The 22,631-nt window shown below is 72.6% G+C and carries 19 protein-coding genes and 2 tRNA genes; 3 read left to right on the top strand and 18 right to left on the bottom strand.

All coding sequences use genetic code 11. The annotated features are described in order from the left end of the window. Positions 1-17 precede the first annotated feature (17 nt). The 7 genes from ACFVZW_RS16360 to ACFVZW_RS16330 all read right to left on the bottom strand — a co-directional run bounded on the left by ACFVZW_RS16360 (position 18) and on the right by ACFVZW_RS16330 (position 8,182). Positions 18-2,258: an ArnT family glycosyltransferase gene (locus tag ACFVZW_RS16360; protein ID WP_384521625.1), complete on the bottom strand. Its 2,241-nt coding sequence runs from the start codon at positions 2,256-2,258 to the stop codon at positions 18-20. Then, positions 2,255-3,514, bottom strand: coding sequence for a glycosyltransferase (locus ACFVZW_RS16355; protein WP_384521622.1), 1,260 nt, complete (start codon positions 3,512-3,514; stop codon positions 2,255-2,257). The genes ACFVZW_RS16360 and ACFVZW_RS16355 overlap by 4 nt, the downstream gene beginning before the upstream one ends. 26 nt (positions 3,515-3,540) lie before the next feature. Then, the gene (locus tag ACFVZW_RS16350) at positions 3,541-5,064 is read right to left on the bottom strand and encodes a sensor histidine kinase (RefSeq protein WP_384521620.1); all 1,524 of its coding nucleotides are present in this window, start codon (positions 5,062-5,064) and stop codon (positions 3,541-3,543) included. 8 nt (positions 5,065-5,072) lie between these two features. Next, a complete protein-coding gene (locus ACFVZW_RS16345) occupies positions 5,073-5,810 on the bottom strand; it encodes a response regulator transcription factor (RefSeq protein ID WP_383557437.1) in 738 nt (245 codons plus the stop codon). A gap of 40 nt (positions 5,811-5,850) precedes the next feature. Further along, entirely contained in the window at positions 5,851-6,756 is a 906-nt protein-coding gene (locus ACFVZW_RS16340) for an amidohydrolase family protein (protein ID WP_384521618.1), read from the bottom strand. 111 nt (positions 6,757-6,867) lie between these two features. Continuing rightward, complete coding sequence (locus ACFVZW_RS16335; protein ID WP_384521660.1) at positions 6,868-7,710, bottom strand: DUF2797 domain-containing protein; 843 nt, start codon at positions 7,708-7,710, stop codon at positions 6,868-6,870. Between the two features lie 106 nt (positions 7,711-7,816). Further along, the gene (locus ACFVZW_RS16330; protein ID WP_362360184.1) at positions 7,817-8,182 is read right to left on the bottom strand and encodes a PH domain-containing protein; all 366 of its coding nucleotides are present in this window, start codon (positions 8,180-8,182) and stop codon (positions 7,817-7,819) included. A gap of 145 nt (positions 8,183-8,327) precedes the next feature. On the opposite strand from ACFVZW_RS16330, the gene ACFVZW_RS16325 reads away from it, so the two are divergent. Further along, complete coding sequence (locus ACFVZW_RS16325; protein WP_384521615.1) at positions 8,328-8,603, top strand: hypothetical protein; 276 nt, start codon at positions 8,328-8,330, stop codon at positions 8,601-8,603. Positions 8,604-8,631: 28 nt separating this feature from the next. On the opposite strand, the gene ACFVZW_RS16320 is transcribed toward ACFVZW_RS16325, so the two are convergent. The 4 genes from ACFVZW_RS16320 to ACFVZW_RS16305 form a co-directional block, all read right to left on the bottom strand. Beyond that, positions 8,632-9,210 (bottom strand): GNAT family N-acetyltransferase, encoded by a 579-nt coding sequence (locus ACFVZW_RS16320; RefSeq protein ID WP_384521612.1) that lies wholly within the window; start codon positions 9,208-9,210, stop codon positions 8,632-8,634. Between the two features lie 176 nt (positions 9,211-9,386). Further along, entirely contained in the window at positions 9,387-9,836 is a 450-nt protein-coding gene (locus tag ACFVZW_RS16315; protein WP_384521610.1) for a DUF5959 family protein, read from the bottom strand. A gap of 95 nt (positions 9,837-9,931) precedes the next feature. Then, positions 9,932-10,004: transfer RNA gene (locus tag ACFVZW_RS16310), tRNA-Arg, on the bottom strand. A gap of 229 nt (positions 10,005-10,233) precedes the next feature. Beyond that, positions 10,234-10,324 (bottom strand) — tRNA-Ser (locus tag ACFVZW_RS16305). Positions 10,325-10,528: 204 nt separating this feature from the next. Here ACFVZW_RS16305 and ACFVZW_RS16300 point away from each other — a divergent pair. Next, positions 10,529-10,954 carry an SSI family serine proteinase inhibitor gene (locus ACFVZW_RS16300; RefSeq protein WP_384521606.1) on the top strand — a complete coding sequence of 142 codons (426 nt, stop codon included), beginning with the start codon at positions 10,529-10,531 and terminating at the stop codon, positions 10,952-10,954. 159 nt (positions 10,955-11,113) lie between these two features. Continuing rightward, positions 11,114-14,827, top strand: a complete 3,714-nt coding sequence (locus ACFVZW_RS16295) for a PAS domain-containing protein (RefSeq protein WP_384521604.1) — start codon at positions 11,114-11,116, stop codon at positions 14,825-14,827. A 119-nt stretch (positions 14,828-14,946) separates the two neighbouring features. On the opposite strand, the gene ACFVZW_RS16290 is transcribed toward ACFVZW_RS16295, so the two are convergent. The 7 genes from ACFVZW_RS16290 to ACFVZW_RS16260 all read right to left on the bottom strand — a co-directional run bounded on the left by ACFVZW_RS16290 (position 14,947) and on the right by ACFVZW_RS16260 (position 22,619). Then, entirely contained in the window at positions 14,947-16,599 is a 1,653-nt protein-coding gene (locus tag ACFVZW_RS16290; protein ID WP_384521602.1) for a long-chain fatty acid--CoA ligase, read from the bottom strand. Between the two features lie 133 nt (positions 16,600-16,732). Then, a complete protein-coding gene (locus tag ACFVZW_RS16285; RefSeq protein WP_384521600.1) occupies positions 16,733-17,302 on the bottom strand; it encodes a SigE family RNA polymerase sigma factor in 570 nt (189 codons plus the stop codon). 573 nt (positions 17,303-17,875) lie between these two features. Continuing rightward, positions 17,876-19,042 (bottom strand): lipid-transfer protein, encoded by a 1,167-nt coding sequence (locus ACFVZW_RS16280; protein WP_384521597.1) that lies wholly within the window; start codon positions 19,040-19,042, stop codon positions 17,876-17,878. Beyond that, positions 19,039-19,482 (bottom strand): MaoC family dehydratase, encoded by a 444-nt coding sequence (locus ACFVZW_RS16275; RefSeq protein ID WP_384521595.1) that lies wholly within the window; start codon positions 19,480-19,482, stop codon positions 19,039-19,041. The genes ACFVZW_RS16280 and ACFVZW_RS16275 overlap by 4 nt, the downstream gene beginning before the upstream one ends. Continuing rightward, positions 19,479-20,507 carry an acyl-CoA dehydrogenase family protein gene (locus ACFVZW_RS16270; protein WP_384521592.1) on the bottom strand — a complete coding sequence of 343 codons (1,029 nt, stop codon included), beginning with the start codon at positions 20,505-20,507 and terminating at the stop codon, positions 19,479-19,481. The genes ACFVZW_RS16275 and ACFVZW_RS16270 overlap by 4 nt, the downstream gene beginning before the upstream one ends. A gap of 1 nt (position 20,508) precedes the next feature. Beyond that, positions 20,509-21,444 (bottom strand): bifunctional MaoC family dehydratase N-terminal/OB-fold nucleic acid binding domain-containing protein, encoded by a 936-nt coding sequence (locus tag ACFVZW_RS16265; protein ID WP_384521590.1) that lies wholly within the window; start codon positions 21,442-21,444, stop codon positions 20,509-20,511. Further along, complete coding sequence (locus tag ACFVZW_RS16260) at positions 21,441-22,619, bottom strand: acyl-CoA dehydrogenase family protein (RefSeq protein ID WP_384521587.1); 1,179 nt, start codon at positions 22,617-22,619, stop codon at positions 21,441-21,443. Before ACFVZW_RS16260 ends, ACFVZW_RS16265 begins: the two co-directional genes overlap by 4 nt. Positions 22,620-22,631 lie beyond the last annotated feature (12 nt).

Below are 22,631 nucleotides of genomic sequence, written 5' to 3'. Positions count from 1 at the left end.
CTTACGCTGTATAGCGATTACTTCTTCTGCGTCAGGTCGTAGAACGTGGCGCCGTCGACGGTGACCTGCTCGAAGGTGGCGGTGACCCACGTCGAGATCTCGGAGTTGCCACCCATCCCGCCACCCATCCCGCCACCCATCCCGCCACCACCACCACCACCGCCGGTGCCGCTACCGACGAAGTAGTGGATCTTCCCCTGGGCCACGTACTGCTTGAACTGGGCGAGGGTCGGCGACGGGTCGCTGCCGTTGAAGCCGCCGATCGCCATCACCGGCTTTCCGGTGGCGAGCTGGTAGCTGGCCGCGTTCTGCGCACCGATGGCCGCCGCGACCCAGGTGTAGTCGTCGGCTCCGTCGAGGAGGGTGGCCTTGGCCTTGGAGCCGACGGTCGCGCCGTTGAGCAGACCGCCCATGCCACCGCCACCGGGGCCACCGCGCTCCATGCCCGTGCCGCCGTTGCCCCGGGCATTGCCCTGGCCGTTGCCCTGAGGAGGCGTACCACCGGGCATCTGCCCGCCCTGGCCGCCGGGCATCTGCCCACCCTGCCCACCGGGCGCCTGCCCGCCCCCCTGGCCGCCGGGCATCTGCCCACCGGGGCCGCCGCCCGCCTGGCCCGCGCCCGCCTGGCCGCCGCCCCCGTCGAACATCCCGTACATCGCGCGCGGCCCGCCGCGGCCTCCGCCGGGGCCGCCCATCGCGCCGCCCGACGGGCCCGCCGTCACGATCGACCCCTGGTGGCCGGTGCTCAGCGTGGAGAGGGTGTACGCGACCGGGCCCGCGAGAACCGCCGCCAGACCGAGCCCGGCGAGACCGAGCCCGATCCGCCGGTCGAGGCGTCCGGCGAGCAGCAGCCCGAGCGCGGCGACCGAGCCCGCGATCAGGACCGCCCAGCGCAGCCACGGCATCCAGTCGGGCGTCCGGCCGAGCAGGACGTACCCCCACACCGCCGTCCCCGCGACCGTCACGGCCAGGGTCGCCGAGGCGAGGAACCTGGTGCGCTCCTCCCACAGGACGCTCGCGCCCATGCCGACGAGCGCCGCGATGTACGGGGCCAGGGCCACCGTGTAGTACTCGTGGAAGATGCCGGCCATGAAGCTGAACACGCCCAGGGTCATCAGCAGCGAGCCGCCCCAGACCAGGAAGGCGGACCTGGCGGTGTCCGTCCGCGGCGCACGCCAGGTGATGACGAGCCCGGCCACGAGCAGGATCAGCGCGGCGGGCAGCAGCCAGGAGATCTGACCGCCGACCGCGTCGTTGAACATCCGCCCGATGCCCGTCTCGCCCCAGCCGCCGCCCTGGCCGCCGCCACCGCCGCCGCGGCCTCCGCCGCCGACGCTGCCGGTCTCGTTGCCGTTGATCCGGCCCAGGCCGTTGTAGCCGAACGTGAGCTCCAGGAAGCTGTTGTTCTGCGAGCCGCCGATGTACGGGCGGGAGGACGCCGGCCACAGCTCGACCAGGGCCACCCACCAGCCGGCGGAGGCGATCATCGCCAGCCCGGCGAGGGCCAGCCGGCCGATCCTGCGGCCGAAGCCGACCGGGGCGCACACCGCGTACACGAGCGCCAGCGGCGGAAGGATCAGGAAGGCCTGGAGCGTCTTGGCGAGGAAGGCGAGGCCGAAGGCGACCCCCGCCCACACCAGCCACTTCGTACCGCTCTTCGCGTCCTCAAGGGCCCGCAGCACGCAGTACACGGCGACCGTCATCAGCAGGGCCAGCAGCGCGTCCGGGTTGTTGAAGCGGAACATCAGCGCGGCGACCGGGGTGAGCGCGAGCACCGCGCCCGCGAGCAGCCCGGCTCCCGCGCCGAACCGGCGCCGTACCGCCGCGTAGAGGACGGCGACGGTCGCCACCCCCATCAGCACCTCGGGCAGCAGGATCTGCCAGGACCCGAGCCCGAAGAGGCGCACGGACAGCGCCATCGGCCAGAGCGCGGCCGGCGGCTTGTCGACGGTGATGGCGTTCGCCGCGTCGAGCGAGCCGAAGAAGAAGGCCTTCCAGCTCTCGCTGCCGGCCTGGACGGCGGCGGAGTAGAAGGAGTTGGCGTAACCGGAGGCGCTCAGGTTCCACAGGTAGAGCAGGGTGGTCGCGAGGAGGAGGACGAGGAACGCGGGGCGCACCCACGGGGCGTCCTCGGCCCGCCCGCGCCGGAGACGGCCGATGCGGCCCGTCCGGGTGGACGGCGCGGCATGCGCCGCACGGACGGCGGGCGGCCCTGAAGGCTCGGCCGGCCCGGAAGGCGTGTCGTACGTGGTGGTCATCGGGTGTTCCTTGAGAGCGAGGTGTCCGGGAAGACCCAGAGCCGGAAGAGGAGGAAGCGCACGACCGTCGCGGCGAGGTTGGCCACGATCAGCACGGCGAGTTCGGTGGAATGGGCGGGGTCGCCGGTGGCCGCGCCGAGCGCGGCGAGTGAACCGCTGGTCAGCGCGAGGCCGATACCGAAGACGACGAGCCCCTGCGCCTGGTGGCGGACGGCCCGGTCCCTGCCCCGTACGCCGAAGGTGAGACGACGGTTGGCGGCGGTGTTGGCGACGGCCGACACCAACAGTGCGCCCGCGTTGGCGAGTTGGGGTCCGATACCGAGCCGGAAGAGCGAGTACAGCGCCACGTAGAAGAGCGTCGACAGCGCCCCCACGACACAGAAGCCGACCAGCTGCCGGGCCAACCCTCGCGGGACGCCCGCGAGTTCACGGTCCCGGGGGTCGTCACCGAAGGGCCGGGCGAGCCGGTCGAGCGGCAGCGAGCCGGTGGCGAGCGCCCGGCCCACCCGCCAGACGCCCTTCAGGTCGTCGGTGGCCGTCCGCACGATGTGGACCGTGGAGTCGGGGTCGTCGACCCAGTCGACGGGCACCTCGTGGATGCGCAGTCCGGCGCGCTCGGCGAGGACGAGCATCTCGGTGTCGAAGAACCAGCCCGTGTCCTCGACCATCGGCAGCAGGCGGGCGGCGACATCACCGCGTATCGCCTTGAACCCGCACTGCGCGTCGGAGAACCGGGCGGCGAGCGAACCGCGCAGGATCAGGTTGTAGGCCCGCGAGATGAACTCCCGCTTCGGCCCCCGCACGACCCGCGAGGAGCGGGCGAGCCGGGAGCCGATCGCCAGGTCGGAGTGGCCGGAGATGAGCGGCGCCACGAGCGGCAGCAGGGCGTTCAGATCGGTGGAGAGATCGACGTCCATGTAGGCGAGGACGGGCGCGTCCGAGTGCGACCAGACGGTACGCAGCGCCCGCCCCCGCCCCTTCTGCTCCAGCCGTACCGAACGCACCTCGGGCAGCATCGCCGCGAGAGTGGCGGCGACCTCGGGGGTCCGGTCGGTGGAGGCGTTGTCGGCGACCGTGATGCGGAAGCCGTACGGGAAGGTGCGGGAGAGGTGGTCGTGGAGCCGCAGGACGCACGGCTCCAGGTCCTTCTCCTCGTTGTAGACGGGAATCACCACATCGAGGACGGGCCGCCCGGCCATGCCCACGGGCAGATGCTCCCGGGCGGGGAGGGTGCCCGCGATCGTTTGGGTTCGCATGGCACAGACCCTCGCCGGGGCCGCTGTCACGGCTGTGTGATGAGCCTGTGCCCTGGCTGTGAGTCGTGCGGGGCGGGCTGGTGCTCCAGGGGGAGCGCCACGGCGAAGACGGTCTCTCCCGGCCGGCTCCGCACGGTCACCTCCCCGCCGTGGGCGACCGTCACCGCCCGCACGATGGCGAGCCCGAGCCCGGTGCTGCTGCCGCCGGCCTGACGGGTGCGGGAGGCGTCGCCACGGGCGAACCGCTCGAAGACGACGGGGAGGAGCTCGGGCGGGATGCCGGGCCCGTCGTCCTCGATCTCGACGAGCGCGCGGCCGCCCTCCGTCCGTACGCGCGCGGTGACGATCGTGCCGGGCGGGGTGTGGGTACGGGCGTTGGCGAGCAGGTTGACGAGGACCTGGTGGAGGCGGGCGCCGTCCGCCCGTACCGACACGGCGGACCGGGGCAGTTCGAGCCGCCAGTGGTGCTCGGCTCCCGCCGCGCGGGCGTCGGAGAGCGCGTCCACGACGAGCGGTGCGAGATCGGTGCTCTCGTACGAGAGCGGGCGTCCGGCGTCCAGTCGGGCGAGCAGCAGCAGGTCTTCGACGAGCCCCGTCATCCGCGTCGCCTCGGACTCGATCCGCCCGAGCGCATGCCGGGTGTCGGGGCCGCACTCCTCCCGGCCGCGCCGCGTCAGCTCCGCGTACCCCCGGATCGAGGCGAGCGGCGTACGCAGCTCATGGCTCGCGTCGGCGACGAACTGCCGTACCCGGGTCTCGCTCTGCTGACGGGAGTGGAGCGCGGAATGGACATGGTCGAGCATCCTGTTGATGGCGGCGCCGACCTGCCCGACCTCGGTGCGCGGATCCGCCTCCGCGACACGGTGGTGGAGGGCCGGCTCGCCGCTGTGCAGCGGCAGTTCGGAGACCTGGGTGGCGGTGGCGGCGACCCGCCGCAGCGGCCGCAGCGCGATCCCGACCAGCGCGCCGCCGGCCAGCGAGGCGGCGACGAGACCGGCGCCGGTGACGCTCACCTCGACGAGGATCAGGGTGGAGAGGGTGTCCTGGACGTCGGAGAGCGGGATGCCGACGAGAAAGTCCCCGCGGCTCCCGGACGCGTACTCGACCCGGTAGTCGTCCATCCCCGGCAGCTCGACGGTGTGGGGCGAGCCGTCGCGCGGAACGGCGGCGAGGGCGGCGCGCTGGGCCTCGTCCAGGGCCTGGTCGCGGTACTTCGGACCGTACGTCCCCTGCTCCTCCTCCTCGGAGACGGCGGCGTCCCTCAGCTCGCCGTCCACGACGGACGCGCCGACCGTGCCGAGCGGGGCGCCGGGGCCGGTGACGAATCCGAGCACCTCAGGGGTGCCGCCAGGGGTGGGTCCCGGCATGTTCTGCGGCGGCCCTGCGGCCCGGTTGGCGACGCCCTGCAGCTGGCCGTCGGCCTGGTCGTACAGATAGGACCGGAACGCGATCGTCGTCACCGTCCCGATCACCGTGGCGACGATCGCGATCAGGGTGACGGCGGAGACGACGAGTCGCGTGCGGAGCGACCAGGAGCGGGGGCCTCGCATGGGTCGTCCTACTCCCCGGGCTTGATCAGATAGCCCGCCCCGCGCCGCGTGTGGATCATGGGGGCGCGCCCCGCGTCGATCTTCCGCCGCAGGTAGGAGATGTACAGCTCGACGACGTTGGCCTGGCCGCCGAAGTCGTAGGACCACACCCGGTCCAGGATCTGCGCCTTGCTGAGCACCCGGCGCGGATTGCGCATGAGGTAGCGCAGCAGCTCGAACTCGGTGGCCGTGAGATGGATCGACTCGCCGCCGCGGGTGACCTCGTGGCTGTCCTCGTCCAGCGTCAGGTCGCCGACGGCGAGCAGCGACTCGCTGCGGGCCTGCGCCGCGCCGGAACGCCGGATCAGCCCGCGCAGCCGGGCCACGACCTCCTCCAGGCTGAACGGCTTGGTGACGTAGTCGTCGCCGCCCGCCGTGAGACCGGCGATCCGGTCCTCGACGGCGTCCTTGGCGGTCAGGAACAGCACCGGCACGTCCGGCTGCTCGCGCCGCAGCCGGCCGAGGACGGAGAGCCCGTCCATGTCGGGCAGCATCACGTCGAGGATGACCGCGTCGGGCCGGAACTCCCGCGCCGCGCGCAGGGCCCCCGCCCCGTCACCGGCGCTGTGCACCTGCCAGCCCTCGTACCGCAGGGCCATGGAGAGGAGCTCGGCGAGCGACGCCTCGTCGTCCACGACGAGAACGCGGACGGCCGAGCCGTCGGGCCGGGTCATGTCGGTACGCCCGCGGGGCTTGGTGGCAGTCATACGGCCACGCTGTCCGGACGTACTGAGATCTCCCTTTCCCTTACCTGTGAATTCCCTGAGAAAGCCGAGGGAAGAGCGCGGCGCCGTTGCCGTAGAGGACCCGGCGCATCCAGTCGTCCCCGAGACCGAGCCGTTCGAGGGCCTGCAGCTGGTGGGCGTACGGATAGGGGATGTTCGGGAAGTCGGAGCCGAGGAGGATCTTGTCCTGCAGGGCGCGCAGGCGGGGGAGTTCGGCGGCGGGGAAGGGCGCGAGGCGTTCGCTGAAGTCGGTGAAGGCCATGGTGGTGTCGAGGTGGACGCCTTCGTACCGCTCGGCGAGGTCGAGGAAGTCGGCGTACTCGGGCATCCCCATGTGCGCGACGATCAGCCGCAGCCCGGGGTGGCGGGCCAGCAGCTGTCCCATGGGTCCGGGGCCGGTGAACTTCCCGGGGGCGGGCCCGGAGCCGCAGTGGATGACGACGGGCATGCGCGTGTCCGCGAGCGTCGCCCAACTCTCGTCGAGGAGCGGATCGTTGGGATCGAACCCGCCGACCTGGAGGTGGACCTTGAAGACGCGTGCGCCGTCGTCGATCGCCTTGCCGACGTATGCGGTCGCGTCCGGCTCGGGGTAGAGGGTGGCGGTGTGGAGGCAGTCGGGCGTACGGGCGGCGAAGTCGGCGGCCCAGCCGTTGAGCCAGGGGGCCATGCCGGCCTTGTGCGGATAGAGCATCGAGGTGAAGGCGAGGACCCCGAACTCGCGGAGGAGGGCGACCCTGCGGTCCTCCTCCTCGCGGTAGGTGATGGGCCACTCCATGCCGGTCAGGGGGCCGACTGAGTCGAAGTACGCCCAGACCTTGTCGAGGACGTTGCGGGGCATGAAGTGGGTGTGGACGTCGATCAGGCCGGGCAGGCCGAGCCGACGGACGATGGCGCGGGTCTCGGCGGCATGGGTCTCGGCGGCGCTCACGGCCGGGACTCCGGTCGGCTTCGGCGTCCTTGGATCAGGCGGATCATGCCGATCACCCTCCACCGAACGGGCCGATCATGTCCATACGGAGGCCCGCGAGGGTCCCCGTCGTCACGTCGGGAACAGCCCGTCCTGGACGTCGGTGTTCGCCTTCCGCACGGGCACGGTGACGCGATGGCCGGGATCGACGGCGACGAGTGCCCAGCCGCGGACGATACGGGTGTCGAGGGCGAGCACCCGGCCCTCGGAGTCGAGAAGGTGCAGGTCGGGCCCGGCGGCGGCGAGGAGGCGGCCGGCGACGACGCCGTCGTCGCAGAGCTCGGTGACGGTCCCGGCGAGTCCGGGGAGCCCGTCGAGCCGGAACGCCCCGGCGTGGTCGCGTACCTCGCAGGGAAGCGTCTCCAGGGTGTCGCCCCAGGCGGGCAGGGCGACGGCCGAGCGGTACAGCTCCTCGATCTCGTGGCGGCGCGCGTCCGGGGCGGGCAGCTCGTGCCGTACGGCGCGCTTCCGCTCGTACGGGATCCGGTCGGGCACCTTCAGCGCGTGCCGCAGCAGCTCCTCGGTCCGCCGGGCGGCCATGAGCGGCCCCCGCCCGAGCCAGCTGAAGGCGACGGCCCCCTGCTCCAGGAGCCGGGCGTCACCCCGCTCCTCGCCGGTGATCCCGACCTTGGTCATCCCGGGCCCGAACCAGGCGAGGTAGACGCGGTACGTCCGAGGATCGTCGGCGATGGTGTCGGCGGCGACCGAGTGGACCCGGTCGAGCCGCGCGCACTCGGGACACTGCCCGCCGGTGGCACGCGCCGGCACGGTCGCTCCGAGCGGGCAGGGATTCCCACGGGCTCCCGGGCACAGCCGCTGCCCGACGGCCCGGAAGGCGACCTGCTGCCCGTACGTGAGCACGGACACCCGCCCGCCCTCCCAACGGAGCCCGGGCGCACCCCCGCTCCACCGCATTCCCGTACACCGCCACGTCACGGGACCAGTCTCCTCCGAGGGACTGACAGCGAGACGGCAGAGGCCCCCGGAACCCGTCCCGGGGGCCTCACACGTCCACGGCGAACTACCGCGCGACGAACTGCGTCAGGATCGCCTGCACTTCGTAGATGTCCACGCCCTTGGTGAAGGTCTTCTGGACGGGGACGGAGTTGCCGGAGATCCAGATCTTCAGCTCGGCGTCGAGGTCGAACGTGCCGGCCGTCTCCACGGCGAAGTGCGTGATGCTCTTGTACGGGATCGAGTGGTACTCGACCTTCTTGCCGGTGATGCCCTGCTTGTCGACGAGCACCAGCCGCCGGTCGGTGAAGAAGATGGTGTCGCGGATCAGCAGATACGCGGCATGGATCTGCTCCCCCTGCCCCAGCAGCCGCGCGTACTCCTGCTGCGCCTGCGCCGGATCGATCTTGTGCGCGTTCCCGAACAGTGCCATACCCAACCCCCACGATCAGAAGAAAGAACGATCTTCCGACCTTATCCCGACGAACCGACGAACCGGCCGCGCGGACGGTGCCGGCGGTTGCGCAGGGCGCCGATCAGCGCATCCTGGAGATGACGCCTCTCCGAAAGGCTGGACCATGGCTACCGTTCACCGCCCGACGGAAATCGAAGCATCTGCCGTCGAGGTCTTCAGACTTGAACTGTCCGAGGATGAACAGACCGCGCTCAAGGCGGATCCCGAAGGCTTCGTGAGAGACCTCATGGAACGGGACGGGCACACGGTCAACCGCGTGCTGATCGACACCGCGCTCCTCAACGGCGGCTGCCCCGGCGGAGGGTACGAAGTGGTCCACCTGCTCTCGCCACCGCACCGCCGCTCGGACCACGCACTCAGGTGCGTCCCCCTGATGTGAGGACCGGCGCACCAGCCCGCGCTTCGCTCTACGAGTTCACGGACCGCCGTCGGCGCAGATCGAGCAGCATCACGTCATGGAGGTCCGCGCCGTCGCCCCAGGGCCGCGCCTCGCCGACCTTGCGGTATCCCCACGCCCGGTAGGCGGCCGACGCCGCTTCGCTCGCCGGGTGGACGTTCAACAGCACCCGCTCGGCTCCGACGCCGTCGAGCAGCGTCTCGTGCAGACGCCGCGCGACACCCTGTCCGCGCCACGGTCCGCGCACGGCGAGTTCCATGAGCCCGAAGGTGCGGTGCCCGTCCTCGCGCCGCATGTCGTCGGGCACGGGCTCGGTCAGCTCGTCCCACCACCTCGTGTCGGGCCTGAGCGGGTGGCCGTACGCCATACCGACCGGCTCGCCGTCCTCGGTACGGGCCAGGGCAGCGCGAAAGGCGGGGTTGCGCGTCTGCACGGGGAAGCGGCGGAACGCGGCGGCGACGTCGTCCTCGGTCTCGTCGTAAGGAGGCTCGGCGAACGCGTCGGCATAGATCAGCCTGAACGCGCCCTCGGCCCGCACCGCGCCCGATCCATCCATCCGCTCCAACGCGATGGCCCCTTGCCGCTCCATGCGACGCCCCCCTCGAACGGTCCCGCAAGCGCGCTCGCCGCGATCGACGAGCTGTCGCCGCGCTACAACCCCAACGCAAGATAGGGCCATGAGGCTGGGGCCGGTCAGCTGCCCCTTGGCATCCCGCCTTGCAGGGCAAGCCGTCCGACGCCCAGGGGGCGCGGGTGATCCCGCCTCTAGGCTCCGAGCGCTTCGCGGACTGCCCTGAGCCGGACTCCGGCCTCCGCTATCCAGTCGTCGTCCAAGGCGAGCGGCACCTGGACACAGATACCGGTGCCGGGTGCGTCGCGGACCTCGATGACGAGCGGATCCTCGGCCACGAACCGCAAGTACGCCGTGCGGCCCTCTCTGGGCCAGTCACCGGCGAACACCTCGTCGTCCTCGGCGGCGTCGCCCATGGCTTCTTCGAGGGCATCCAGGAGAAGGCCCCACTCCTCGATGTCCTCGTCGAAGATCCCTGTCCGCACCGAGGCGTTCACGAAGTCGCTTCGGATCTGGATCTCCGCATCGAAGTAGCGGCCTGACACGCCGGTGAACGACGGGCTGGTCGACAGCAGGCGAACCGCGACGCTCTGTGTCCCGCTGTCCAGGCCGATCAGCTCCAGCAGTTCTCCACCCTCGGCCACGGCTGCCCCTCCCGCTCATCCGGTTGCTGTGCTTCGCCGCTGTGCGGCACAACGCAAGAGGCCCCGGACTCATCGTCCGGGGCCTCTTACCTGTGTGCACTCGGCAGGATTCGAACCTGCAACCTTCTGATCCGTAGTCAGATGCTCTATCCGTTAAGCTACGAGTGCTTGTGCTTCTCGGCTTTTTTCTTGCCGGTCGGCGTTGCGTGGACAACATTACATGACCTGCGCCGTAGCGCGAAATCCATTAGCCAGACCCCCTCTGACCTGCGGAAATGCCGTCTGGGGGCGCCATCCCGGATCCATCCCCTCCGCCACGTGGGTGACCCTCGTGGGCCCGCAAGGGGGCCGGAACGGCCGAAGCCCCGGCCGTGTGGGCCGGGGCTTCGGGGTGGGGCGGAGGCGGAGGGATTTGAACCCTCGATGGGCTTTAAGGCCCAAACCGCATTAGCAGTGCGGCGCCATAGACCGGACTAGGCGACGCCTCCATGCACCTCACGCGGGCGCGAGTGGTGCGTGCAGATGATGACACAGGCGAGCCGGGTGTCACCAATCGCTTCTCACCGTACTAGCCCTCCGGGGCCGAGAGCAAAGCCCCTCGGCCCATCCCGGTTGCGCAACGAACGGCAGTACGGAGCGTTAGAGGAGACGGGCCCGAGCCCATGGCCCCCACCCGCCTCCCAGGAGTTCGCATGCTGCGCCGCCTCGTACTCGCCACCCTCGCCACCACCGCCGCGGGCGCCACCGGGCTCGGGCCCGTGCCGCCGTTGTCGCTGCTGTCGTCGCCCGACGTGCTCACCGTGACGATCAGCAAGAGCGGGCACCCGAAGGCGGACGGCACGTTCCGGCTCGACTGCGACGGCAAGGCCGGCGGCGACCACCCCGCGGCCGTCCACGCCTGCGCTCGGCTCGACACGCTCGCGAAGGAGGGGCAGGACCCCTTCGAGCCGGTCACCAAGGACGCGCTCTGCGGGCAGCAGCACGGCGGGCCCGTCGTCGCCCGCATCACCGGCGACTGGCGGGGACGCTCCGTCGACGCCCGCTTCTCCCGTGCCAACGGATGCGAGATCGACCGGTGGGAGAACCTGGAGCCCGTACTGCCCCGCGTGCGGGGATGAGGTGAGGATGACGTTCGGATGTTGCCGGGGGCATGAGACCTCTCCCCGCGACCGCCGAGGCTGCCTTTAGACTCCTCGCAGTGACAGGCTGCGGCCCGAGGGGCAAGATGGGGCCGGCCAGCCGGGCAAGGTGCAGTGGGTCAGGGAGGAAGCGTCGTCGTGAGCAGCAGGCCATCCCGAGGCGCTGCTCGCCTCGCAGCCATACTTGACGCCCTCCCCGACGGCCTCGTGCTCGTCAACTGCAACGGCACGGTCGTCAACGCCAACACCATCGCCCTCGGCATGTTCGAGACCCCCGGCACCGCGCTCGTCGGGCGCGGGCTGCTCGATCTGCTGCCCGGATTCGACTCGCGGCTGATCCCCGGCTCCATGCGGCGCCCCGAGGGAACCGACGAGAGCGGCCGTACGAAGCCGACCCGGATGATCGCCCGACGGACGGACGGCAGCGAGTTCGCCGTCGAGGTCACCAGCGCCAATCTGGAGGACGGGCGCGAGGCCTACGACTCCTACAGCGCCTACACCGGCGACGAGCTGCTCATGCTCGTCGTCCGCGACCTCACCGGCACCCTCGACACCGAGGCCGAACTCGCCCGCTCGCAGCGCCAGACCGAGATGATCCTGCGCGCCGCCGCCGAGGGCGTCGTCGGCACGGACACCGACGGGCGCGTCGTCCTGGTCAACCCCGCCGCCGCGCAGATCCTCGGCTTCCGCGCCAGCGATCTCGGCGGCAAGGAGCTGCACCCGCTGATCCTGCACTCGCGGGCGGACGGCGAGCCGTTCGCGTACGACGAGTCGCCGCTCGCCGACACGCTCAAGTCGGGGCGCAAGCACCGCGTGCGCGGGCAGGTGCTGTGGGCGAAGAACGGTTCGCAGGTGCCGGTCGACCTGACGACCGCTCCGGTACGGGACGGGGACCAGCTCGTCGGCGCGGTGATGACGTTCACCGACCGCCGGCCGTACGAGCAGCTCGCCAAGGAGCAGGAGTCCGAGCGCGCCGGCCTCGCCGAGAAGCACGCCGCCGAACTCGCCGAGCTCAAGAAGAGCCACGAGGAACGGGCGAAGGCGGACAAGGAGCGGTACGAGGCCCTGGCGGGCCGGCACGAGCAGCTGACGGCCGTCCTCGGCGAGTCGCTGCGCGGGCCGCTGGAGGAGCTGCGTACGGAGCTCTCCACGCTCGCCGCCGACGACGCGGGCCAGCTGTGGCCCGAGGCCAACCAGCTCCTGCACCACCTGGCCGCCGGGTACGCCCGGATGACGACCCTCGTGGACAACGTCCTCGGCTATCAGCGGCTGGACGCCGGGGCGGAGACCCTCGGCACGTCCGTCGTCCTGCTCGACGGGGTCGTGACCGCGGGCGTCGACGGGGCCGTGGAGCTCATCGGGCCGGGCCGTGCGCAGTTCGCCGTCCACGCGCCGCCGATCGAGGCGGAGGTGGACGCGGGACGGCTCGCGACCGCTCTCGCGCATCTCGTCGCGGACGTGGCCGGCGTCGACTCCACCGGCAAGGCCCGGGTCGTCCCGGGGGCGGGATACGCCGACTCGACGATCGTGGTGGCCGCGGCGCAGCGCGGCGATGTCGTACGGATCGAGGTGCGCGGGCCGTACGCCGGCGGCGACCCGGTCCACCAGCCGATCGTGCGCGGGATCGTGGCCGCGCACGGCGGTGTGGTGCAGACGCACGAGGTGCCGGGGACGAGCGGCGGCGCGTACGTCCTGGAGGTGCCGCTGGGCGCCGGCAAGGGCACGGTCACCGCGCCGCCCGCCCCGCCGGCCGCGGACACGGAGACGGCGACGGGCCCGAAGGCCGAGGCCCAGGTCGCTCCGGCCGGTGGGCAGCTCGCGCTGCCCGCACAGGCCTCGGACACCCAGGGCGGCGGACGTCGGCGCGCCCGGCGGGCGTCCACCGATGCCTTCCTGGAGAGCCCGGTGGCCCCGGAGGGCGCCGGCGCCGTCGAGCCGACCGGGCGACGCCGCGGGCGTACGGAGGAGGCGCCGGCCGCCCCCGCCGAGCTGATCCCCGCCCAGAGCGCGGGCGGCGCCCCTGCCGTCGAGCCGACCGGGCGCCGTCGCGGCCGGCCCGCCGAGGGCTCCGTCGTGACCGCCGCCGAGGGCGCGCAGGGACGCGCCGCGCTCGGGGACGCCGTGCCCCCGCAGGGTGTTCCCGTACCCGCCCAGGGCGTTCCCGCCGAAGCCCCTGCCCTCGCCCGGGCGGCGCTGCCCGCCGTCGTGAGCGGCGATCAGGCGGGCGAGGAGCGGCCCACCGGCCGGCGCGCTCGTCGCGCGCTCGCCGCGCAGGAGCGGACCGCCGCCGCCGAGGCCGGGCCGCGTACGCCGTTCGCGCTGCCCCCGGCCGACGCGGACCGCGCCCCGGAGCCGGCGGCACAGCCCGTACCGCAGGCCGTATCCGAGTCGCAGGCCATGTCCCTCCCGCAGTCGATGCCGCTGATGCAGCCGATGCAGGTGAGCGACGAGGGCCAGCACGAGGCCGCTCGGGCCTTGCCGGACGCCGACCACACGCCTCCGCAGGCCCACCCGCAGCCTCTGCCCGAGCCGACCGGTCGGCGTCGTGGGCCGGGGGTCGCCGAGGAGACGCGTACCGGCACCGGATCCGTACCGCTGCCTCCCGAGGTACCCGCGCCCGCCGCTCGGGCCGCTCCCGCCCCTCCGAAGGACGTGACGCACAGCGGGCGGGCGTTCAGCGTGCGGACGCTCGGGCAGGGCGTGCCCTTCGCCCAGCAGATCGCCGCGCAGCAGGCCGGTGTGCAGCAGGCCGGTGCATCGCAGGGCGGCGGTGCGTCGCTGGGCGGATCGTCGCAGGGCGGCGGTGCATCGCAGGGCGGTGCGTCGCAGAACGGTGCGTCGCAGAACGGTCAGAGCAACGGCTCCGGGCGGAGGCGCAAGCTCGCCACCCCGCCCGACGGCGACCGTCCGGTCCCGGTGGCCGCGCCGGCGGCCCCGGCTGAGCCCGCCGCCACATCGCAACCGCAGCCGAAGCTCGCCTCGCTCGCTCAGGCGGCCCCCGAAGGCCGTTCCTACGCCATAGGGGCGCCCGCCGAGGGTGCCGCCGAGGGCCCGGAGCCGCTCGACGGTCCCGGCGGGGCGGTCGAGGTCGCCAACAAGCCGCTGCCGCAGCCCGTCGACGACGAGCTGCCCCCGGAGCCGCTGGACAACCCGCGGCGGCTGCTCGTCTGGCCCGCGCCGGACGTCTCCACACAGCAGGCGCTGAGCGACCGCGGCTACCGCCCGGTGATCGTCCACTCCCGGGAGGAGGTCGACGCCCAGATCGCCGCCTTCCCGGCCGCGCTCTTCGTCGACCCGCTGACCGGGCCCATCACCCGTACCGCGCTCCAGTCCCTGCGCCAGGCGGCCGTCGCCGCCGAGGTGCCGGTGCTGCTCGCGGCCGGGCTCGGGCAGGCGACGCGGGAGGCGGCGTACGGCGCCGATCCGGCCGTACTCCTCAAGGCGCTGGCACCCCGCGACAGCGAGCAGCACCCGTCGCGCGTGCTGCTCATCGAGGAGAACGACCACATCGCGCAGGCGCTCGGGGCGACCCTGGAGCGGCGCGGGATGCAGGTGGCCCGGGCGGCGGCGGACACCGACGCCGTCACGCTGGCCACGCAGATCCGGCCGAACCTGGTGGTGATGGACCTGATGCAGGTACGCCGCCGCCGGGCCGGGATCATCGACTGGCTGCGGGCGAACGGGCAGCTGAACCGTACGCCGCTCGTCGTCTACACCTCGTCGGATCTCGACGAGGCCGAGCTGCCGACGCTGTCGTCCGGCGAGACGGTCCTCTTCCTGGCGGAGCGTTCGAACAGCAACGAGGTGCAGGCCCGGATCGTGGACCTGCTCGCGAAGATAGGCACCAACTGAGAAGGAGGGGGAGCGGTGGACACCGCTCCCCCTCCTTTCGTGAGGCCTTTCGTGAGGCCTTTCGTGGGGCCTTCCGTGGTCCGTTTCGCGGGACGTTCCAGAGGACCTTTTGGTAGGACCTACAGCTGGGTCACGTCCAGCTCGCCCTCCGCGTACTGCCTGCGGATGACCTTCTTGTCGAACTTGCCGACGCTCGTCTTCGGCACCGCGGGCACGATCGCCCAGCGCTCCGGGAGCTGCCACTTGGCGATGCCGCCCTCGTCGGCGAGGAAGGCCTTCAGCGTCTCGTAGTCCGCCGTCGCGCCGTCCTTGAGGACGACGGTCGCGAGCGGGCGCTCGCCCCACTTCTCGTCCGGCACGGCGACGACCGCGGCCTCGGCGACCTCGGGGTGCGCCATGATCGCGTTCTCGAGCTCGACGCTCGAGATCCACTCGCCACCGGACTTGATGACGTCCTTGGCGCGGTCGGTGAGCGTGAGGAAGCCGTCCGGGCTGATGACGCCGACGTCGCCGGTCTTCAGCCAGCCGTCCTCGCTGAACTTGTCGGCGGGGCGGATCGGCTCGCCGTCGACACCGCCGAAGTACGAGCCCGCGATCCAGGTGCCGCGCACCTCCAGCTCACCGGCCGACTCGCCGTCCCAGGGCAGGTGTTCGCCGCCGGGGCCGACCAGGCGGGCCTCGACGCCGGCCGGGAAGCGGCCCTGCGTGATGCGGTACGGCCACTCCTCCTCGGCGGTCAGCCCGGCCGGCGGGTGGGCCATGGTGCCGAGCGGGGAGGTCTCCGTCATGCCCCAGGCGTGGCAGAGGCGGACGCCGAACCTGTCGTACGCCTCCATCAGGGAGGGCGGACAGGCCGCGCCGCCGATGGTGACCTGCTTCATGGAGGAGAGGTCGCGCGGGTTGGCGGTGACCTCGGCGAGCAGGCCCTGCCAGATGGTGGGGACGGCGGCGGCGTGGCTCGGCTTCTCGCGCTCGATCATCTCGGCGAGCGGGGCGGGCTGCAGGAAGCGGTCCGGCATGAGCATGTTGATGCCGGTCATGAACGTGGCGTGCGGCAGACCCCAGGCGTTGACGTGGAACTGCGGGACGACGACGAGGGTCGTGTCCTTCCCCGTCAGGCCCATCGACTCGGCCATGTTGACCTGCATGGAGTGCAGGTAGATGGAGCGGTGGGAGTAGACGACGCCCTTCGGGTCGCCGGTGGTGCCGGAGGTGTAGCACATGGCGGCGGCCGAACGCTCGTCCAGCTCGGGCCAGTCGAAGGTGGTGGGGCGGCCCGCGATCAGCTCCTCGTAGTCGTGCACGCGGGGCGTCACGCCGTCCAGGGCGGAGCGGTCGCCGGGGCCCGCGACCACGATGTGCTCGATGGTCGGGAGGTGGGGGAGGAGCGGCACGAGGAGGGGGAGCAGCGAGCCGTTGACGAGGACGACCCGGTCGGCGGCGTGGTTGACGATGAACACCAGCTGCTCGGGGGGAAGCCGCAGGTTGAGGGTGTGCAGGACCGCGCCCATGGACGGGATCGCGAAGTACGCCTCGACATGCTCGGCGTTGTTCCACATCAGGGTGGCGACGCGCTGGTCGCCGGTCACGCCGAGCTCGTCGCGCAGGGCGTTCGCCAGCTGGCTCGCGCGGGCTCCCGCCTCCGCGAAGGTGCGGCGCTGCGGCTCGGGCTCACCCGTCCAGGTGGTGATCAGTGACTTCCCGTGGATCGTCATCCCGTGCTTCAGGATGCGGGTCACGGTCAGCTGTACGTCCTGCATGGTGCTCAGCACGGCGTCCTCCCGGTGGGCGCTACGTGGCAGTAAGGGTGTGGAGATTCTGCGCACGTACCGCTCGGTATGTCACTACCCGGGAGTAGGGAAATTGCCAGTGATTACTGGCGGATGTCGTGTCCGCCGCGCGCGGTCACCGTACGGGGGTCAGTTCCGGGTCCTCGCGGAGCTTGCCGAGGGCGCGGGAGACGGCGCTCTTGACCGTGCCGATCGAGACGCCGAGGACCTCCGCCGTCTGTGCCTCGCTGAGGTCCTCGTAGTACCGCAGGACGACCATCGCCCGCTGGCGGTCGGGGAGCTTCATGACCGCGCGCCACATGGCGTCGTGCAGCACCTGCTGCTCGGCCGGGTCCGGCTCTGGCAGCCCGGCGGGCTCCGGCAGCTCCTCGCAGGCGAACTCGTCGACCTTGCGCTTGCGCCACTGGGACGTCCGGGTGTTCAGCAGGGCCCGGCGGACGTAGCCGTCCAGGGCACGGTGGTCCTCGATCCGCTCCCAGGCGACGAACGTCTTGGTGAGGGCGGTCTGCAGCAGGTCCTCGGCGTCGCAGGGGTTGGCGGTGAGGGAGCGCGCCGTGCGCAGCAGGACGGGCCCGCGGGCCCGGACGTACGAGGAGAACGACGGGTAGCCGGCGGTCGTCACGGCGGTCCCGAGGACGGCCGTGGAGGCGCCGGCGCAGACGGGGCCAGAGGGTGGCGGAGTCATGACTCCACGCTAGGAGCGGCGACTCCCCCGGGGATCGGCCCCAGGTCCCGACCCGCACTCCGCCTCAGGTTGTAGGGGTGGGGACGGCTGGACCTCCTGAAGGTGGAGAGGGCGGTACGACGACCTCAGGGTCGAGCCGACCGGACACGGCGCCGGGGGCGGGTGCCGGGGGCGGGCGGGCGCGGGTGCGGAGTGCGCGGGCGGGCACGGCGTCGGGCGGCCGGCGCCCGGGCGGGTGGCCAGGCGTCGGGCACGGGAACCCGCTCGGGCCGCCTCGTCGGGCGCGGCCGCATGCGCGGCTGGCCACGGCGCCGGGCACGGCGCGCATGCGCGGCTGGCGCCGCCCGCCCGGGCGCGGCGTCCGGGCGGGCAGCCGTCAGGCGCGGGCGCGCCTGTGGGTGGCTGCCTTCTCGGGCGCGGCTGGCCACGGCGTCGGGCACGGCGCGCATGCGCGGCTGGTGCCGCCCGCCCAGGCGGGGCGTCCGGGCGGGTAGCCGTCAGGCGCGGGCGCGCCTGTGGGTGGCTGCCTTCTCGGGCCCGGGTGCCCGCGGCGCCGGGCACGGCGCCCTGGGCTCAGGCGTCGGCGCCCAGGATCAGGCCCGAGGTGGGGACGCCCGTGCCCGCCGTGACCAGCGTCCTGGACGCGCCGGGTATCTGGTTCACGGACGTGCCCCGCACCTGGCGCACGGCCTCCGCGATGCCGTTCATCCCGTGCAGATACGCCTCCCCCAGCTGGCCTCCGTGCGTGTTCAGCGGCAGCGCGTCCGCCGCCACGAAGTCGGCCGCCTCCCCCGGTCCGCAGAAGCCGAACTCCTCCAGCTGCATGAGGACGAACGGGGTGAAGTGGTCGTAGAGGATGGCCACATCGATGTCGGCGGGCGCGAGCCCCGCCGTCCGCCACAGCTGCCCCGCCACGACCCCCATCTCCGGGAGGCCGGTCAGCTCGTCGCGGTAGAAGCTGGTCATCGCCTCCTGGTTGCGGCCGGCTCCCTGGGCGGCGGCGACGATCACCGCGGGCGGCCGGCGCAGGTCGCGGGCGCGCTCGGCGGAGGTGACGACGATCGCCTGGCCTCCGTCGGTCTCCTGGCAGCAGTCGAGGAGCCGGAGCGGCTCGACGATCCAGCGCGAGGCGGCGTGGTCGGCGAGGGTGATCGGTTTGCCGTAGAAGTACGCGGCGGGGTTGCGGGCCGCGTGCCGGCGGTCGGTGACGGCGACGTGCCCGAAGGCGTCCGGGGTCAGCCCGTACGTGTGGAGGTAGCGCTGGGCGATCATGGCGACCCAGGAGGCCGGGGTGAGCAGCCCGAAGGGAAGCTGCCAGCCGAGCGCGGCGCCTTCCGCGGAGGGCTCGCGCTGCTGGACCCCGGAGCCGAAGCGGCGCCCCGAGCGTTCGTTGAACGCCCGGTAGCAGACGACGACGTCGGCGACCCCGGCGGCGACGGCGAGGGCGGCCTGCTGGACGGTGGCGCAGGCTGCCCCGCCTCCGTAGTGGATGCGGGAGAAGAAGGACAGCTCGCCGATCCCGGCCGCCTGGGCGACGGTGATCTCGGGGCTGGTGTCCATGGTGAAGGTGACCACGCCGTCGACGTCGGCGGGGGTGAGCCCGGCGTCGTCGAGGGCCGCCTGCACGGCCTCGACGGCGAGCGTGAGCTCGCTGCGGCCGGAGTCCTTGGAGAACTCGGTCGCCCCGATGCCGACGATGGCGGCGCGGCCGCCGAGACGGTCGGCGCTGCGGATGCTCATACGCCCGCTCCGTCCGGCCGCGACTCGGACCCCGACCCGAACGGCGACGGTGACGACGCCGGCGGCAGGTCGAGCGTCACCAAGCCCGTGACGTGGTGACCGAGGCCGTTCGCGCCGATCACCCGCACCTGGGCCGTGGCCCCGTCGACCTCCGTCACCGTCCCCGTCAACGTCATCGTGTCTCCCGGGTAGTTGGGCGCCCCGAGCCGTATCGCCACCTTCCGGAGCACGGCGCCGGGGCCGAAGTGGTCGGTGATGTAACGCCCCACCAGGCCGTTGGTCGTCAGGATGTTCATGAAGATGTCCGGGGAGCCCTTCTCCCTCGCCAGCTCCGCGTCGTGGTGCACGTCCTGGTAGTCCCGCGAGGCGACCGCCCCGGCGACGATCAGAGTGCGGGTGATCGGGATGGTCAACGGCGGCAGCGCGTCCCCGGCCTTCACGACAGGTCTCCGTTCGCGATCAGGTCGCCGAGTTCGGCGAGGAGTTCGGTGCCGCAGCCGAGATACGCGTCGAGCTGCCTGCCCCACAGGAAGTGCCGGTGGACGGGGTGGTCCAGATCGGCGCCCATGCCGCCGTGCAGATGCTGTCCCGCGTGGACGACCCGCTTGCCCGCCTCGGAGGCCCACCAGGCGGCGGTCAGCGCGTGTTCGGCCGCGGGCAGGCGCTGGTCGTACCGCCAGGCCGCCTCATAGGAGGTGACCCGGATCGCCTCGGTGTCCATATAGGCGTCGGCTGCGCGGAGTTGGACGGCCTGGCGGGTGGCGAGCGGGCGCCCGAACTGCTCCCGTACGGCGGTGTACGCGACGGCCCGGGCCAGCGACCCGGCGCAGACTCCGGCCTGGAGCCCGGCGAACGCGATCCGGGCCGCCGTCAGCATGTCCGCGCGGGCCCCGGCGCCGCCGATGCGCTCGCCGCGGGCGCCGTCGAGGACGAGCCGCCCGGCGGCCCAGGGCGCGGTGAGCTCGACGGGTGCCACAGCGACCTCGGCCGTCGGGAGGAGCCGAAGGGCACCGTCCTCGTCCGCCACGAGGACGTGCGTGGCGTCCCTGAGCCAGGGCACCCACTCCACGGCCCCCGTGAGCGAGCCGTCCCCCGCGGCCCGGACGTGCCCGGCGGGCGGGAACGCGCCGGTCACCACCGTCGTACCGTCCCGGAGCCCGGGGAGCAGCCGCTCGCGCTGCTCGTCCGTGCCGTGCCGGGCGACGGCGAGGATGCCGTACACACAGCTCGCCGTGAACGGCACCTGCGCCGTCGTCCGCCCCTGCTCCTCGGCGATCAGCACCAGGCCGAGAAGCCCGGTCTCCTCGATCGCACCCGGCAGTCCGGCCGCGCACAGGGCCTTCCACAGCTCGGCGTCCGTGTCCGCGCCGGCCGCCGTGAGCCGCTCGTGCGTGGCGAGATCGCCGAAGATCCGCGCCGCCAGCTCCTGGGCGGCGGTCTGCTCCTCCGTGGGCGTGAAGTCCATCTCAGCCCTCACCCCCGTCCTGCGCCCGGAACACCGGCAGCTCCAGCTCCTCGTCCACGCGGAGGAACTCCAGCCGGACCGGCATCCCGATCCGGACCTTGTCGTACGGCACCCCGATCACGTTGCTGACGATCCGGACTCCCTCGGCCAGTTCGATCAGTCCGACCGCGTAAGGAGGGGCGAAGGCGGGGAACGGCGGGTGGTGCATCACCACGTACGAGAAGACGGTCCCCGCGCCGCTCGCCTCGACGGTGTCCCACTCCCGCGAGCCGCAGGTGTTGCACCCCGGCAGCCAGGGGAAGCGGAGCGTCGCGCAGTCCCCGCAGCGCTGGACGAGCAGACGGTGGGCGGCGACGCCCTCCCAGAATCCGGCGTTGTCCCGGTTGACCACCGGGCGGGGCCGCTTGGCCGCGGGCTCGCCGCTTCCCTTCGGCTTGGCTGCCGCCGGCGCGTACTTGAGGATGCGGAAGCGGTGGGTGCCCGCGAGCTCGCCGTCCGCCCGGACGTCCATCCGGGTCGTGACGAAGTGCCCCGTCCCCAGCTTGGTGGTCTTGCGCTCCGACACCAACTCGATCACCGCGTCGAAGGTGATCGCGTCGCCGGGCCGCAGCGGCCGCAGATACTCCTGCTCGCAGTCGGTGGCGACCACGGAGGTGTACCCGGCGCCGTCGAGGAGCGCGAGCAGCTCGTCGTACGCCTCGGAGCGGCCGGTGTGCCCGGAGAGTCCGCCCATCGTCCACGCCTGGAGCATGGTCGGCGGGGCGACCGCCTCCGGTCCCGCGTACGCCGGGTTGGTGTCGCCCATGGCCTCGCACCAGTGCCTGATCATCGGCTCGTTGACCAGGTCCTTGCCGACGCCCGCGGTGGCGGCCACCCGCCCCTCGTACGCCTTCAGCCCGTCGTGGATGTCTCTCACGCCGTCGTGCGTGTCCTTCACCGCCGCCCCCCTTCCCTCTTCGTACCGCTCATGCCGAGCCGCATCGTCGCGACGATCTCGCGCTGCACCTCGCTCACCCCTCCCCCGAAGGTGTTGATCTGCGCGGCGCGGTTCATCCGCTCGAGCTCACCGCCGTCGACCTCCCCCGGCGACCCCGCCCGCACCGTCCCCGCCCCGCCCGCGATCTCCTGACATATTCGGTACACCTCCACCGCCGATTCGGTTCCCGCGAACTTCACCCCGCTGGCGTCTCCGGGGGCCAGCCGACCGGCCCCCACATCCCCCACCAAACGCCAGTTGAGCAGGCGTGTCGCCGCGAGCCGGGCATGTGCCTCGGCCGCCCGAATCCGTATCCACGGCTCGTCAATGCGACGCCGGCCCGTCACCGGATCGGGTAGGGCGGCCCGGCGGAGCACCGCCCGGTAGAAGTCCTCGGCCTGCATCCCGATCGCGGCGAGCGCGACCCGCTCGTGGTTGAGCTGGTTGGTGATCAGCCCCCAGCCGCCGTTCTCCTCCCCGACCAGGTTCGTGGCCGGGACACGGATCCCGTCGTAGTACGTCGCCGTCGTCGTCAGTCCGCCGACGGTCTCGATCGGCGTCCAGGAGAAGCCCGGGGCGTCCGTCGGGACGAGGATGATGGAGATACCGCGGTGCTTGGGGGCCTCGGGGTCGGTCCGGCAGGCGAGCCAGACCCAGTCGGCGTTCTGGGCGTTCGAGGTGAAGATCTTCTGCCCGTCGATCCGCCAGGAGTCCCCGTCCCGCACCGCCTTCGTACGGAGCGAGGCCAGGTCGGTGCCGGCCTCGGGCTCGCTGTACCCGATGGCGAAGACGGTCTCGCCGCGCAGGATCCGGGGCAGGAAGTACGCCTTCTGCTCCTCGGTGCCGTACCGCATCAGGGTCGGGCCGACGGTGTTGAGCGTGACCATGGAGACGGGCGCGCCGGCCCGGTACGCCTCGTCGAAGAAGACGAACTGCTCGTCGGGGCCGCGCCCCTGCCCTCCGTACTCCTCCGGCCAGCCGAGCCCGAGACGGCCGTCGCCGCCGATCCGGCGGAGGAGTCGGCGCTGGCCCGCGGTGTCGGTGGGGGAGGGCGGGCCGTCGGGCATCACGTCACGGAAGTACGCGCGGAGTTCGGCGCGCAGCCGTAGCTGCCGCTCGGTCGGGGCGAGGTGCACGACGACGGCCTC

This window comes from Streptomyces sp. NPDC059567 (genome assembly GCF_042735655.1).
Taxonomy (GTDB): domain Bacteria; phylum Actinomycetota; class Actinomycetes; order Streptomycetales; family Streptomycetaceae; genus Streptomyces.
The sequence above is the reverse complement of the archived record's forward strand: the minus strand, read 5'-3'. Positions and strand labels throughout refer to the sequence as shown.

Coding starts and splice junctions, on each gene's coding strand:
- ACFVZW_RS16360 (WP_384521625.1), bottom strand. CDS start 2,258: ATGACCACCACGTACGACACGCCTTCCGGGCCGGCCGAGCCTTCAGGG.
- ACFVZW_RS16355 (WP_384521622.1), bottom strand. CDS start 3,514: ATGCGAACCCAAACGATCGCGGGCACCCTCCCCGCCCGGGAGCATCTG.
- ACFVZW_RS16350 (WP_384521620.1), bottom strand. CDS start 5,064: ATGCGAGGCCCCCGCTCCTGGTCGCTCCGCACGCGACTCGTCGTCTCC.
- ACFVZW_RS16345 (WP_383557437.1), bottom strand. CDS start 5,810: ATGACTGCCACCAAGCCCCGCGGGCGTACCGACATGACCCGGCCCGAC.
- ACFVZW_RS16335 (WP_384521660.1), bottom strand. CDS start 7,710: ATGCGGTGGAGCGGGGGTGCGCCCGGGCTCCGTTGGGAGGGCGGGCGG.
- ACFVZW_RS16330 (WP_362360184.1), bottom strand. CDS start 8,182: ATGGCACTGTTCGGGAACGCGCACAAGATCGATCCGGCGCAGGCGCAG.
- ACFVZW_RS16325 (WP_384521615.1), top strand. CDS start 8,328: ATGGCTACCGTTCACCGCCCGACGGAAATCGAAGCATCTGCCGTCGAG.
- ACFVZW_RS16320 (WP_384521612.1), bottom strand. CDS start 9,210: ATGGAGCGGCAAGGGGCCATCGCGTTGGAGCGGATGGATGGATCGGGC.
- ACFVZW_RS16300 (WP_384521606.1), top strand. CDS start 10,529: ATGCTGCGCCGCCTCGTACTCGCCACCCTCGCCACCACCGCCGCGGGC.
- ACFVZW_RS16285 (WP_384521600.1), bottom strand. CDS start 17,302: ATGACTCCGCCACCCTCTGGCCCCGTCTGCGCCGGCGCCTCCACGGCC.
- ACFVZW_RS16280 (WP_384521597.1), bottom strand. CDS start 19,042: ATGAGCATCCGCAGCGCCGACCGTCTCGGCGGCCGCGCCGCCATCGTC.
- ACFVZW_RS16270 (WP_384521592.1), bottom strand. CDS start 20,507: ATGGACTTCACGCCCACGGAGGAGCAGACCGCCGCCCAGGAGCTGGCG.